Below are 13,022 nucleotides of genomic sequence, written 5' to 3' on the forward strand. Positions count from 1 at the left end.
AATAGTCCTTTGATCAGACCGGGAAGATGACGTTTGTCTGGCCCGTGCCGGAGGACGGGAAGTACTCGGTCACGACCTCGCATTTTGCGTCGTACTTGTCCCAACCGAGCGCGCCATACAGCATTGCCGTATCGTGCATTGAGCCTTCGCCACAGCAGAACTCTGCGTATTCTCCCAGCATCTTCAGGAAGGTGGCGTGATCGCCGTTCTTCCACATTTCCAGGACGTGCAAATCCATCTGACGGTTGAATTCCGAGCTGATGGTAAAGGTGCCATTATTGGCGGCATAGTCTTTGTTGGCCCAAATTTTGTGGCTGAGCGAGCCAGATGCGACCAACAGAACCTTTTCGTCCGAGGCTTCCACCGCTTCGCGGATCGCCTCGCCGATGATGCGGCTTTCGTCGTGGTCGTGCACTGTGGCCCATGCGGCGACCGAGACCACCTTCATGTCATGCTCGCGGCTCATGAACCGCATCGGAACCAGAGTGCCGTATTCCAGCTCAAGGCTGTCCAGATGATGGCAAAGGGTATAAGCGCCCTTGTCCGTCGCGATCTTGGCGATGGCGTCGCCCATCTCGGGATTGCCTTCGTAGGAGTAGGGCAGATCCTGAATGAACTGTGGGAATTCGTTCGAGGTGAAGAGGCCCTCGAACTTGGCATTCGCGTTGATGTGGAAGCCCGCGTTGATCACCCAGTGTGTGTCGCAGATGATGACGGTGGTAACGCCCAGCTCCTTGGCGCGGCGTGCGATTTCGCGGTGACCGTCGATGGCTGGCTGGCGCTTGCCTTTGATCGGGCCTTCCTGTTCCGACATCAACAGCGTCGGCACGTGGGTCATCTTTGCGGCGAGTACGATCTCTCCCATTTGTATTCCTCCCTTACGCGCCCAGGCGCATGATTTTATGTTGGCCCGTGGCGAAACCGACGTGTTTTTGCTCCATGTAGAATTCGAACGACCAGTCGCCGCCGTCACGCCCGATGCCCGAGGCCTTCACCCCACCAAACGGGGTCGGCAGATGGCGAACGTTTTCCGAGTTCACCCAGATCATGCCCGCTTCCAGCTTGTCTGTGAAGCGTAGCGCGCGGGTCAGGTCGTTGGTCCAGACATAGCCCGTCAGGCCATAGTCCGTGTCATTGGCAATCGACAGCGCCTCGTCCTCGGTCGAGAAGGGGATCGAGGTCAGGACCGGGCCGAAGATTTCCTCGCGCGCGATGCGCATGTCGTTGGTGGCGTTGGTGAAGAGCGTCGGGCGCACGAAGTATCCCTCGTCACCGACCTTCACGCCACCAGCGGCAACAGTCGCGCCATCTTCCTTGGCGATGTCGAAATACGAGGTCACTTTGTTATAGTGCGTCTCGGTCACCAGCGGACCGATCTCGGTCGCGGGGTCCAGCGGGTGGCCGACCTTGATGTTGTTCACACGCTCGACCAGCTTGGCTTCGAATTCTTCCTTGATGGTGTCCTGCACCAACAGGCGCGAGGACGACGTGCAGCGTTCACCATTGATCGAGTAGATCATGAAGATCACTGCATCCAGAGCGCGGTTCAGATCGGCATCGTCAAAGACGATCACCGGGTTTTTCCCGCCCAGTTCCAAGTGGTTACGTTTGTGGGTGTCCGCGCCCTGCTTGACGATCATGCTGCCTGTGCGGCTTTCACCGACAAAGGCAATCGCCTTGATTTTCGGGTGCTCGCACAGTGCTTTGCCAGCGTCAGGGCCAAAGCCGTTCACGGTGTTCAACACACCCTTGGGCAGGCCGGCTTCTTCGGCGATTTCGACCAGCAGACGGGCGGTCAGGGGGCTGTCTTCGGCGGGTTTGTGCACCACGGTGCAGCCTGCGGCCAACGCGGGGGCGATCTTCCACGTGGACAGCATGAAAGGCGTGTTCCACGGGGTGATGACGCCCACCGGGCCAATCGGCGTCCGGCTGGTGACGTTCATTAGGGTGGGTGACTTCAGGTGTTGGCCGTCACGGGCCTGAACGACCTGATCCGCGAAATAGCGGAAGTTCTCGGCCCCACGCAGGGCGGCTTTTGACATGAAGCGCAATGTCTGGCCGGTGTCCCAGCATTCGCACAGCGAAATCTCTTCGGCACGGGCCTCGATGGCGTCGGCGACGTTCAGAAGGATGCGGCGACGCTCGGTCGCGGGCATGTCGCGCCAGGCTGCAAAGGCGTCATGAGCCGCATTGGCGGCGGCGTCGATGTCATCCGCCGTGCCGTGGGCCACATCGCAGATCACCGACTTGTCGACTGGGCTGGTCGATTGGAACACGCCAGCCGCGCCGTCCCGATCCTCGCCCGCGATGCGGTTCTTGATTCCACCCGCACGGAACCGTTCAAGATAGCCCGAGAGTTTCGTAAGATTGCTGTCCAGATCCGACATGTCGCCCTCATTCAGTCCAATTATTAATTGCGATGTTAACTAATGAGGTGGGCGCTGTCAAATAGTTGCTTTGTTCATTTCCTGCCCCTTGCTATAAAGCCCTCATGACCAAGAATAATTCGACCCGTTCCGGCTTTCCCAGCACCTCGCGCTCGCTGCCCATCTCGCTTCTTCGGGCGCGCGAGGTCGTGATGCAGCCGATTCGCGACATGCTGGGTGAACTTGGCCTGACCGAACAGAAATGGCGCATCCTGCGTACACTGGACGAACTGGGCGAGATCGAGCAAAGCACCATCGCAAAAGAGGCCTGCCTGCTTTTGCCCAGCCTGACGCGGATCTTACGGGGGATGGAGGCGGACGGCCTGATCTCGCGTCAATCTGACGCTAAGGACAAGCGCCGCACGCTGGTCACGATCACTGAAAAGGGGCGCGCCATCGTGCGCGACAACCTGCATCTGGCCAATGACATCGCCGCCCGGATCGAGACGCATATGGGCGAGGACGAGGTCAAACAGCTTCTGGATCTTCTGGAAAAGCTGCAATCTGCAAAGCTGTAACGCGCGCGCGCTGTTCTGGCGCATAAGGGCTTGCAAACGCCGCCTTTCGCCCGCAGATCAGGCGGGTAGCGCGCTAACACGGTTTCAAAGCGGAGGCTTTGCAGGTGGACATCAGATTTGATCATGGACCGGATGGGGATGCTGGGCTGTTCACGGCCCCGCAGGATCAGATCGTGGCGTGGTCATTGGAAGATGTGCCGGCCGCGCTGGACCGTCTGGATCAGGCGCAGAAAAGCGGGGCGTGGTTGGCAGGATTTGCCAGTTACGAATTGGGCTACGCGCTGGAACCGCGTCTTGAGGCTCTGCTGAAACCAAACCGCCGCCTGCCGCTTCTGATGTTTGGTCTCTATGATGGTCCCAGCCCCGCACCTGCGCTAGAGCCCGGCGATGCTGCGCTGTCCGATCTGACGCCCGATTGGGATGCCGAAACCTACGCGCGCGGGTTTCAGGCCGTGCATGATTATATCTGCGCAGGTGACACCTATCAGGTGAACCTGACCTTCCCGATCCGGGGTGAGGCGCAGGGCGACGCGCAGGCGCTCTATCACGCGCTGACCCGGTTGCAGCCGGTGCAATATGGTGCGCTGGTGCAGGCAGAAGGCTTGCCCGCCATCCTGTCCCGCTCGCCCGAACTGTTCTTCCGCACGGATGCCGACGGGATGATCGAGACCCGCCCGATGAAAGGCACCCAACCCCGCAGTTCCGACCCTGTCGAGGACGCCGCCCGCGCGGTGTTTCTGAAAACGGATGAGAAAAATCAGGCCGAGAACCTGATGATCGTGGACCTTCTGCGCAATGACATCTCGCGTATTTGCGAGGCGGGCAGCGTCCACGTGCCCGAGCTGTTCACAGTCGAAAGCTACGAGACCGTGCACCAAATGGTGTCGCTGATACGCGGCCAGATGGAGGCGGGCACGCGCTTGTCCGACATCCTGAGCGCACTCTTCCCCTGCGGGTCGATCACCGGTGCCCCCAAACTGCGCGCGATGGAAATCATCGCCGAGCTGGAACCCAACCCGCGCGACATCTATTGCGGCTCGATCGGCTGGATGGCCCCCGATGGGCGCTCGGAATTCAACGTCGCCATCCGCACGCTTTTGCTGGATGGACAGGACGCGACACTCAATGTTGGGGGTGGGCTGGTCTACGACAGCACTGCAGCCTCGGAATACGAAGAGGCGCTGTGGAAGGCGCGGTTTGCGTCGCGATTGGAGCACTAAACGTACGTCAAAAGCAGACGTCTCGAGGGCCTAAGCCCTTCGTTCCGAAGCCAAACTTCACGTCATCTGTTTTTCGGGAGGTTTGGAAAATGGTGGGCGACCTTGGAATCGAACCAAGCGTGAGTCGCCTCGAGGGAGTTACAGTCCCCTGCCACACCTTGCGGCCTGTCGCCCACTTTTTCCTGCGCTATCTGCGCTGAACGTGGGGCTAGGTATCGCGGGCAGCGGGCCGCGTCAATACGAAAAATCACCCAAATGCACTTGTCTCTCAGAAAGGCTTGGCGCATTGTCCGGGCCTTGAAAAACTTCCAGCGGATCGCGTGATGAAAAAGCCAAAATGGGTCGTCAAAAAGGAAAAAGACAAGCGTCAGGCTGCGGCTGAAACCGTGTGGCTTTTCGGGCTGCATGCGGTGCGTGATGCGCTGATGAACCCGGACCGCGAGCGGCTGCGGTTGATCGTGACGAAGAACGCGGCGGACAAGCTGGCGGATGCGATCGAGGCGTCTGGCATGACGCCCGAGATGGCGGACCCGCGCAAGTTTCCAGCCCCGATTGATCCCAATTCGGTTCACCAGGGCGCAGCGCTTGAAGTGAAACCCTTGAATTGGGGTGATTTCGCCAGCCGTGTTATTGGCGGCGAAGGTAAGATGCCCGTCGTGGTCATGCTCGACCGTGTGACCGACCCGCACAATGTCGGCGCGATCCTGCGCTCGGCCGAGGTGTTCGGCGCCAGTGCTGTCGTTGGCACGAAACATGGGGCAGCCCCGGAGACGGGCGCGCTGGCCAAGACGGCTTCGGGCGCGCTGGAACGTCAGCCTTACTTGCGCGTGCGCAATCTGGCCGAGGCGATGGAAGAACTGCGCGATATGGGATTCGTCGTCCTTGGCATGGATGGCGAAGCCGACGAGACCATTGAAGAGGCATTGGCCGCCCGCCCAGATCGCCCGGTTGCGCTGGTCATGGGGGCCGAAGGGCCGGGGCTGCGCGAAAAGACCAAGGCGACCTGTGATGCGCTGGTGAAGATCCCATTCGCACGCGATTTTGGCTCGCTCAATGTGTCGAACGCTGCGGCGGTCGCACTTTATGCCACCCGCCTCACGCGGTGATCACCTTGTTGTGGGTGGGGCTGTAATATCCGCCTGGGCAGCGCAGATTAGGGACAACCGAAAAGGAGGTCCCAATGTCGAAACTGTCCCTGTCCCGCCGTCACGTACTGTCCGGTCTGATCGCTGTCCCCGTTGGGGCGACGCTTCTGACCCGCCCGGCCTTTGCCGCCAACCCGCCCGTCTATGCCGAAGATGGCATCGCGTGGGACGGGCATGACCCTGTGGCGTTTTTCACCAAGGGCGCTCCGACGCCGGGCGTGGCCGAATTCTCGTTGGACTATGAAGGTGCCACGGTGTTGTTTTCCAGCGCCGAGACCCGCGACATGTTCGCGTCCGATCCCGCCAAATACGCCCCGCAATTCGGTGGCTACTGCGCCTATGCGGCCAGCAAGGGCTATATCGCCCCCACCGTGCCTGAGGCCTGGACCGTCTATGACGACAAGCTTTACCTGAATTTCAGTCTGCGTGCGCGCGAGCTGTGGTCGCAGGACATTCCGGGCAATATCGCGAAAGGGAATGCGAACTGGCCGGGTATTCTTGAGGGCTGATGTCTGACGGGTGGATCACAAGTGTTTTACCAACCCTTCCAATTCCGTCCCGCCATCATATCTGACTAACAGAGGCCAGGCTGTGGAACGCCTGAAACCTCATTCACTGTCCCTCGTTCCACCAACTGCGCCCGAGGAAATACTCCCCTCGGGCGCTTTTTCTTTTACGGGCTTGGAATAGAACTGCGCGGTGCTTAGTTGGGGCATATGACGCAGACTGATATAGACACCCGCATTCGCACTATCCTGACCTCGACCCGCGTGATCGGCCTTGTGGGCCTGTCGCACAAGCCCGAGCGTGCCTCTTACCGCGTAGCCCGCTTTCTGTCCGAGAAAGGCTATCGCGTAATCGGCGTGAACCCCGGCTTGGCAGGGCAAGAGATGTTTGGTGAAACGGTTGTCGGGTCGATTGCCGAACTGCCGGAAGAGACCGACATGATCGACCTTTTCCGCCGGTCCGAGACAATTGAACCTCTTGTGGACGAAGCGCTGGCGCATCTGCCGAACCTGCGCACGGTTTGGATGCAGTTGGAGATTTTCAACGCTGCCGCACGGGCCAAGGCGGAAGCGCGCGGGATCGAGGTGGTCGAGGATCGTTGTCCGGCCATCGAGTATCCGCGCCTGATCGGGACGGACGCGCTGACGGAGTTGGTGGGGTAAGGGGCGTTGCCCCTCTGCGCTACGCGCATTCATCCCAGGATATTTTTGGCAAGAAAATAAGAGCTTACGGCTGACGGGCCGCTTTTTCTGCGATGCCCGAGGTGCCTTCGCGGCGTTCAAGCTCGGCCAGCACGTCCTCCAGCGCCACGTCGCGCGCGGCGAGCATGACGAGCAGGTGATAGAGCACGTCGGCGGCCTCGGCGGTCAGATTCTCGCGGTCGTTCTTGGCGGCGGCGATGATGGCTTCGATCGCCTCTTCCCCGAATTTCTCGGCGCATTTCTCCGGACCTTTGGCCAGCAGTTTGGCCGTCCAGCTGCTGTCGGGGTCTGCGGACTTGCGCGCCTCGATCGTAGCGGCGAGTTGGGTCAGGATGCTCATGTCAACCTCATCGGAATGCCAGCGGCGGCCATGTGTTCCTTGGCCTCGCGGATGGTGTAGTCGCCAAAGTGGAAGATGGATGCGGCCAGCACGGCACTTGCCCCGCCTTCGGTCACGCCTTCGACAAGGTGGTCCAGATTGCCTACACCACCCGAGGCGATCACGGGCACATGCACGGCGTCCGAAATGGCGCGGGTCAGCGGCAGGTTAAAGCCCGCGCGGGTGCCGTCGCGGTCCATCGAGGTCAACAGGATCTCGCCCGCGCCTTTTTGTTCCATCAGTTTGGCAAACTCGACCGCATCAATGGGGTTGCCGTCTTTGTCGAGTGCCGGCTTGCGGCCGCCATGGGTGAAGATGCCCCATTTGTTGGGATTGCCGTCCGCGTCATGGCCGATGGTCTTGGCATCGATGGCAACAACGATGCACTGGCTGCCGAAACGGTCAGCAGAGCGGGCGATCACGTCCGGGTCGGCCACAGCGGCCGAATTGAAGCTGACCTTATCGGCGCCCGCCAGCAGCAGGTCGCGCACGTCTTCCGGGCTGCGCACACCCCCACCGATGGTCAGCGGCATGAAGCACTGTTCGGCCGTGCGGGTGGCGAGATCATACATGGTGCCGCGGTTTTCGTGGGTCGCCTTGATATCGAGAAAGCAGAGTTCGTCGGCACCGGCAGCGTCATAGGCGCGCGCCTGTTCCACCGGGTCGCCCGCGTCGATCAGGTCGACGAAGTTGACGCCTTTCACCGTGCGGCCCTCGGCCACGTCGAGACAGGGGATGATGCGAGTTTTCAGCATGTATCAGCCTTTCAGGACGTCCAACGCCTCTTTCAAATCAATCGCGCCGTCATAAAGCGCACGACCTGAGATGGCGCCGTTCAGGGACGCGCCGCAGGACTTTAGTGCGCGCAGGTCGTCTAGCGAGCTAACGCCGCCCGATGCGATGACGGGGATCGAGACCGCGCGGGCCAGATCGGCCGTCGCTTCGGTGTTCGGGCCTTGCATCGCGCCATCGCGATTGATGTCGGTATAGATGATGGCGCAGACGCCTGCGTCCTCAAACGACTTGGCAAGGTCGGTGACCATGACGTCGGTTTCCTCGGCCCAGCCTTTGGTGGCGACGCGACCGTCACGGGCGTCGATACCGACGGCGACCTTGCCGGGGAAGGCGCGGGCGGCTTCGCGGACCAAATCGGGGTTTTCGACGGCCACGGTACCGAGGATCACGCGGGACAGGCCCTTTTCGATCCAGCCTTCGATCGTGGCCATGTCACGGATGCCGCCACCCAACTGGGCTGGGACATCGATCGCGCCAAGGATCGCCTCGACTGCGGCGCCGTTTACCGGCTCGCCTGCGAAAGCACCATTCAGGTCGACAAGGTGGATCCACTCGCAGCCTGCGTCTTGGAACGCCCGCGCCTGAGCTGCCGGGTTGTCATTGAACACGGTGGCTTCTTCCATCTCGCCGCGCAGCAAACGTACGCATTGGCCGTCTTTCAGGTCGATGGCAGGATAGAGGATCATGGCTGGTGCTCCGTTAATCAGTCGGTTGGGCTGCTTTTTGCACGGACCGGGGGGAAAGCCAAGCGCGACCTCCAGCCACGTCATACTTGCCACAGCGCAGGTCGGGACGTCAGGATATCCGCAAAACAGGGAGGATCCTATGAAACGAGTGATTGCAGCAGTAGCGCTTGCGGTTGGACTGGCAGGACCGGCCATGGCTGAACCGGTGCTGGGTGTGTGGAAAACGCAGGTGGATGATGGCGCTTATGCACATGTCACCTTCTCGCCTTGCGGAGCGGCTTTGTGTGGCGTGATTTCGAAAGCATTCGATGCAAGTGGAGAGATCAACACGCCAAATATTGGCAAGCAATTGGTTTGGGATATGCAAGCTAAAGGTGGCGGCAAGTATTCGGGTGGCAAGATTTGGCAGCCCTCGACTGGTAAGGTTTATAAGTCGAAGATGACGCTGTCGGGGACGACCTTGAAAGTGGCGGGCTGTGTGGGGCCGATCTGCAAGAAGCAGACATGGACAAAGGTTCAATAACCACTAGTTTCTAAAGCAAAAAGGGCGCCCGATACGGCGCCCTTTTCGTTTACGGTGTCCAGGTCAGGAAGTTTGCGATCATCCGCAGCCCTGCGGCTTGGCTTTTTTCCGGGTGAAACTGCATGCCGATCATATTGTCCCGCCCGACGATGGCGGTGATGTCGCCTGCATAGTCACAATGGGCCAGACGCTCGTCCGGGTTGTCCACGACGAAGTGATATGAGTGCACGAAATAGGCGTGGTCGCCGGTTTTCACGCCGTCCAGTACCGGGTGGTCGCTGTCGATCACCAAATCGTTCCAGCCCATATGCGGGACTTTCAGCGTCGGGTCAGCCGGAGTGATCTTGCGCACATGGCCTTTGATCCAGTCAAAGCCGTCCGTGTCTTGGTATTCGTGGCTGACCGTCGCCAGCATCTGCATGCCAACGCAAATCCCCATGAAGGGGCGGCCTTGGGTGATCACGGCCTCTTCTAGCGCTTCATAGATACCGCGGTGGTCGGACAGCTGTTGACGGCAGGCCGGGAAGGCGCCGTCACCGGGCAGGACCAGACGGTCAGCGCGAGAGACGTCCTCGGGCTTGGTGGATACGATCACGTCGCCGGCGTTCGTTTCGGCCGCCATGCGCTGAAACGCTTTTTCGGCCGAGTGCAGGTTGCCGCTGTCATAGTCGATGATCACGGTCAGCATAATAGATCTCCGGTCAGGTGCGCGTTACAGCGCACCCTTGGTCGAGGGGATGGCGTCCGCTTTGCGCGGATCGGTTTCAACAGCGATCCGCAGCGCGCGGGCCACGGCCTTGAATGCGGCCTCGGCCACGTGGTGGGCGTTGAAGCCGTGGATCTGGTCGATATGCAGCGTGATGCCGCCATGGGTCGCCAAGGCCTGAAAGAACTCGCGGACCAGCTCGGTGTCGAACGTGCCGATCTTCGGCGCGGTAAAATCCACATTCCAAATCAGGAACGGACGGGCCGACAGATCCAAAGCCGCACGTACCTGCGCGTCATCCATCGGAAGGTGGCATTCGCCATAGCGCCGGATGCCTTTCTTGTCGCCAAGGGCTGCAACCAGCGCCTGCCCGATGGCAATGCCGGTGTCTTCGACCGTGTGGTGATCGTCGATATGCAGATCCCCTTCGGCGCGGATCGTCATGTCGATCAACGAGTGGCGCGACAGCTGATCCAGCATGTGATCAAAGAAGCCCACACCGGTCTGGTTGTCATACTGACCGGTCCCGTCGAGGTTCAGCTCGACCGAGATTGCGGTTTCAGCGGTTTTGCGAGTGATCGTAGCGCGCCGCATGGCATGTCCTTTTATTACCTGCGCCCCTTATAGGGGGGCGGGACGGCGGCGAAAAGACAGCAAACGGAACGAAAAGGGGCGCTGTGGTCTGCGCGCCCCAAATCCGGTCAGATGCACCGGACGGGAAATCCCGTCCGCGCGTGTTTATGCCGCCTGAGACATCACGAACTCGCGCGGGCAGATTTCCATCAGGAAGTTCAGGTCTTCGCGCGACATATAGGTCAGGAAGCCGCGAATCACTGTATTCAACTCGCGCGTGTGTAATTCCAGCGCGCCGGGTTCACAGTGCATGTATCCCTCGCGCTCGGCGAGGCCGCGGAAGGCGTGATGTTGGGCCATGAAACCGAACACGTGATCGGGCGACCAGCGCAGCAGACTGGTGGCCAGCGCGAATCGCGCCAAAATACCCGGAAGCCCGGTGCCGCGATAACGTTCGCTGCTTTCGACCCAAAGGTCCCCGTGATAGCAAATCCGACCCGTGATCCGCTTCGCGCCGGGGCCAGCCCGGTAGATGCTGCGGCTCATGTCCAAAGTGTATCCAGGTGGTGCAAACCTTTGAAAATTCTCGCTAAGATAGTCTGAAAGATAGGTGTCGGACATGTCGATCATGCGCATCGCTTGCGAGTGCATCATCTTCCCCTCGCTGTCCCAGCCCGCGATCCAGAACCCGGTATCCTCGGTCAGTTTTTGAACTTTCGGATCGAAGGCCAGGCCCAGCGGAAGCTTGGTCCGATGTTCTTCAATGTAGCTCGCGTAAAGGTCGAAATCTGTCCCGATCTCGATCATAACACCTTTCTCTGCGATGATGTCCAGCATGCGCGTGATGTACTGCGCGCCGGCGAATGTGTCATGGATGGTCATCTGAACCTCATTTATTGGTGTTTATGACCAAGTTTCGCGCGTTCACCATGATTTGTCGAATGAACGCGTCACTGTTGAAAACTGTCAACAATGTGGCGCGAAATAGACACAGGGACCAAATGGTAGGTTTCAGAAAGGCGGTTTTACATCCATCGCCAGCTCTGGCGGCATCGCCAGACGCATGTCATCCGGAAGGTCCAGAATCTGGACGTTGAGGGTGCGGTCAATCAGCGTCGCCAGTGCCAGATCTCCGTCCGCATATCGACAGGCCATGACCAGACGATGATACGAGATCGGCGTCGGCGTATCCTCGGGCCCATAGGGCATGTGGGTATGAATATGATCAAGTCTGACGCTGCGCGTGCTGGCCACATCGTGGAAGGATTGCGTCAGCAGATAGCTATACCCTTTGTCGGTGGGCAGGTTGACCGCACTGCGCCCCACGGCGGACCTGTATTTCTCCCAGCCGAACCACGTCGCGAAGGAGGATTTCTCGCCCACTTCTGTACAAATCCAGTCGCCGTTTAGCTGGTTATATCTGAACACCATCAAATAAGGACGCAAACTGGCGAAATCTGGGCTCTCTAACTCGCCCTTTGACTGCGCCCAGCAGTGAAACCCGAACTTCAAAAGGTCCGAGGAGTTGTCCCACAAAGCGGTCAAGGGATGCTGTTGCAGGAAGTAAGGAATCTTCCCTGCTTCCAACGCCAAGTAGTGCAACCCATGCACGTGTCGACTTTCGTTATTCAGCCACGCCTCGCCGCGCGCCAAAAGCTCTTCGGCCTCTTTCAGGGCGTTCTCGCCAGTCTTGGTCAGCTTGTACTGGCGGTTGTCGAACGAAAAGAGCGGATTGCCCATGTATTCTTCGAGATGCGCAATGTGCCGACGCACCGTCTGACGGGTGCTTCCAAGATTCTTGACTGTTTTGGAAAGGTTCAACGTTTGCGCCAATGAGGCGAAAGACCTGAGCATCTCGTAGAGCAGGGCTGGCGCATCGCGATGGGTCATCTCTGCTCCTCTGGCTGTAAACGCAGTGTGCACGCAGCTGAAACACTTAACCATACGTGCTGAACGATCGGTCAGAAAACCCTTGTAAAAAAGGCTTCATACAAGTTTGGTAACATAAATCACCCATCATGCAATTAAAAATGTTACATGATTGTTCATCCCTCACCAGTTGGGTTTCATATCGTTTGGTGCCATTCTCCCTTAGCGGGAAACAATTATGTGGTGAAAAAATGGTACATCCAGTAGATGTTCATGTGGGAAAGAAAATTCGCGAAGTGCGCTTGCTGCGGGGCATGACGCAAGTAAATGTAGCCGAGAAGCTGGGACTGTCGTTCCAGCAGCTGCAAAAATACGAGACCGGCTATAACCGGGTTTCGGCCAGCAAGATGTTCGAGATCGCTCAGCTTCTTGATGTTGAACCAGCGTACTTCTTCGAAGGACTGCCGCGTGCGGGTGTGCCCCAGCGCGAAGCCCTGGACGAGCGGACCGCCAAGGCGGCGCAGGCTTTGTCCTCGATCACGGATGATAAGATCCGTGCGCAGATCCAGTCGATGATTCACGAGCTTGCCGGGCGCCAATCTTTAAGCGCCTGAAACCCATCGTCCTCTGAGGGGAAGGATGAACTGGGGTAAAGGGGACGCGTTTTCGCGTCCCCTTATTTTTTGGAACGCGCCAATGTAACGCGCAGAACGCGCACAACCAGACGCACGTGATGTGGTGTCCGCCTGATATCCATCAATTTTCGGGATCTGGTCCATTTGGAGCGGGCGAGGCGATTCGAACGCCCGACCCTAACCTTGGCAAGGTTATGCTCTACCCCTGAGCTACGCCCGCTTCCTATGGCATGTCTGGCGGGTGACCAGACTGGGTAACCGATTGGAGCGGGCGAGGCGATTCGAACGCCCGACCCTAACCTTGGCAAGGTTATGCTCTACCCCTGAGCTACGCCCGCT

At 59.3% G+C, this 13,022-nt stretch carries 16 protein-coding genes and 3 tRNA genes; 7 read left to right on the top strand and 12 right to left on the bottom strand.

Features of this window, described 5'->3' with window-relative positions:
• Positions 1-13: 13 nt before the first annotated feature.
• The gene (hpaD, locus tag Q0677_RS12845) at positions 14-865 is read right to left on the bottom strand and encodes a 3,4-dihydroxyphenylacetate 2,3-dioxygenase (protein WP_298910409.1); all 852 of its coding nucleotides are present in this window, start codon (positions 863-865) and stop codon (positions 14-16) included.
• Between the two features lie 13 nt (positions 866-878).
• On the bottom strand, positions 879-2,387 hold the full coding sequence (hpaE, locus tag Q0677_RS12850) for a 5-carboxymethyl-2-hydroxymuconate semialdehyde dehydrogenase (protein WP_298910412.1): 1,509 nt from the start codon (positions 2,385-2,387) through the stop codon (positions 879-881).
• A 104-nt stretch (positions 2,388-2,491) separates the two neighbouring features.
• Between hpaE and hpaR the strand changes: the two genes are divergently transcribed.
• Together hpaR and Q0677_RS12860 are read left to right on the top strand one after the other, a co-directional pair.
• Positions 2,492-2,944, top strand: coding sequence for a homoprotocatechuate degradation operon regulator HpaR (gene hpaR / locus Q0677_RS12855; protein WP_298910414.1), 453 nt, complete (start codon positions 2,492-2,494; stop codon positions 2,942-2,944).
• Positions 2,945-3,048: 104 nt separating this feature from the next.
• Entirely contained in the window at positions 3,049-4,164 is a 1,116-nt protein-coding gene (locus tag Q0677_RS12860) for an aminodeoxychorismate synthase component I (RefSeq protein ID WP_298910417.1), read from the top strand.
• 90 nt (positions 4,165-4,254) lie between these two features.
• On the opposite strand, the gene Q0677_RS12865 is transcribed toward Q0677_RS12860, so the two are convergent.
• Positions 4,255-4,338, bottom strand: a tRNA-Tyr gene (locus Q0677_RS12865).
• A 149-nt stretch (positions 4,339-4,487) separates the two neighbouring features.
• On the opposite strand from Q0677_RS12865, the gene rlmB reads away from it, so the two are divergent.
• The 3 genes from rlmB (at position 4,488) to Q0677_RS12880 (ending at position 6,478) form a co-directional block, all read left to right on the top strand.
• Entirely contained in the window at positions 4,488-5,270 is a 783-nt protein-coding gene (rlmB, locus tag Q0677_RS12870) for a 23S rRNA (guanosine(2251)-2'-O)-methyltransferase RlmB (protein ID WP_298910420.1), read from the top strand.
• A 74-nt stretch (positions 5,271-5,344) separates the two neighbouring features.
• A complete protein-coding gene (locus tag Q0677_RS12875; RefSeq protein ID WP_298910423.1) occupies positions 5,345-5,818 on the top strand; it encodes a YHS domain-containing (seleno)protein in 474 nt (157 codons plus the stop codon).
• Positions 5,819-6,025: 207 nt separating this feature from the next.
• Positions 6,026-6,478 (top strand): CoA-binding protein, encoded by a 453-nt coding sequence (locus tag Q0677_RS12880; RefSeq protein ID WP_298910426.1) that lies wholly within the window; start codon positions 6,026-6,028, stop codon positions 6,476-6,478.
• A gap of 64 nt (positions 6,479-6,542) precedes the next feature.
• Here the strand turns inward: Q0677_RS12880 and Q0677_RS12885 are convergent, their stop codons facing one another.
• Genes Q0677_RS12885 through hisA form a run of 3 tightly spaced genes read right to left on the bottom strand, consistent with a single transcriptional unit; the run spans position 6,543 to position 8,377 of the window.
• Positions 6,543-6,857: a phosphoribosyl-ATP diphosphatase gene (locus Q0677_RS12885; protein WP_298910428.1), complete on the bottom strand. Its 315-nt coding sequence runs from the start codon at positions 6,855-6,857 to the stop codon at positions 6,543-6,545.
• A complete protein-coding gene (gene hisF / locus Q0677_RS12890) occupies positions 6,854-7,651 on the bottom strand; it encodes an imidazole glycerol phosphate synthase subunit HisF (protein WP_298910431.1) in 798 nt (265 codons plus the stop codon). Before hisF ends, Q0677_RS12885 begins: the two co-directional genes overlap by 4 nt.
• A gap of 3 nt (positions 7,652-7,654) precedes the next feature.
• Positions 7,655-8,377, bottom strand: a complete 723-nt coding sequence (gene hisA / locus Q0677_RS12895) for a 1-(5-phosphoribosyl)-5-[(5-phosphoribosylamino)methylideneamino]imidazole-4-carboxamide isomerase (RefSeq protein ID WP_298910433.1) — start codon at positions 8,375-8,377, stop codon at positions 7,655-7,657.
• Between the two features lie 139 nt (positions 8,378-8,516).
• Between hisA and Q0677_RS12900 the strand changes: the two genes are divergently transcribed.
• Entirely contained in the window at positions 8,517-8,900 is a 384-nt protein-coding gene (locus Q0677_RS12900) for a DUF2147 domain-containing protein (RefSeq protein WP_298910435.1), read from the top strand.
• A 49-nt stretch (positions 8,901-8,949) separates the two neighbouring features.
• On the opposite strand, the gene hisH is transcribed toward Q0677_RS12900, so the two are convergent.
• From hisH to Q0677_RS12920, 4 genes are all read right to left on the bottom strand, one after another.
• Positions 8,950-9,588 carry an imidazole glycerol phosphate synthase subunit HisH gene (gene hisH, locus Q0677_RS12905; RefSeq protein WP_298910437.1) on the bottom strand — a complete coding sequence of 213 codons (639 nt, stop codon included), beginning with the start codon at positions 9,586-9,588 and terminating at the stop codon, positions 8,950-8,952.
• Positions 9,589-9,612: 24 nt separating this feature from the next.
• The gene (hisB, locus tag Q0677_RS12910) at positions 9,613-10,200 is read right to left on the bottom strand and encodes an imidazoleglycerol-phosphate dehydratase HisB (RefSeq protein WP_298910439.1); all 588 of its coding nucleotides are present in this window, start codon (positions 10,198-10,200) and stop codon (positions 9,613-9,615) included.
• A gap of 144 nt (positions 10,201-10,344) precedes the next feature.
• Entirely contained in the window at positions 10,345-11,061 is a 717-nt protein-coding gene (locus Q0677_RS12915; protein WP_298910441.1) for a hypothetical protein, read from the bottom strand.
• Positions 11,062-11,190: 129 nt separating this feature from the next.
• Positions 11,191-12,069: a LysR family transcriptional regulator gene (locus Q0677_RS12920; protein ID WP_298910443.1), complete on the bottom strand. Its 879-nt coding sequence runs from the start codon at positions 12,067-12,069 to the stop codon at positions 11,191-11,193.
• Positions 12,070-12,299: 230 nt separating this feature from the next.
• On the opposite strand from Q0677_RS12920, the gene Q0677_RS12925 reads away from it, so the two are divergent.
• Positions 12,300-12,662: a helix-turn-helix transcriptional regulator gene (locus tag Q0677_RS12925; RefSeq protein ID WP_298910445.1), complete on the top strand. Its 363-nt coding sequence runs from the start codon at positions 12,300-12,302 to the stop codon at positions 12,660-12,662.
• Positions 12,663-12,828: 166 nt separating this feature from the next.
• Here the strand turns inward: Q0677_RS12925 and Q0677_RS12930 are convergent.
• Together Q0677_RS12930 and Q0677_RS12935 are read right to left on the bottom strand one after the other, a co-directional pair.
• A tRNA-Gly gene (locus Q0677_RS12930) sits at positions 12,829-12,903 on the bottom strand.
• Between the two features lie 43 nt (positions 12,904-12,946).
• Positions 12,947-13,021: transfer RNA gene (locus Q0677_RS12935), tRNA-Gly, on the bottom strand.
• Position 13,022: the final 1 nt, after the last annotated feature.

This window comes from uncultured Aliiroseovarius sp. (genome assembly GCF_947492455.1).
Taxonomy (GTDB): domain Bacteria; phylum Pseudomonadota; class Alphaproteobacteria; order Rhodobacterales; family Rhodobacteraceae; genus Aliiroseovarius.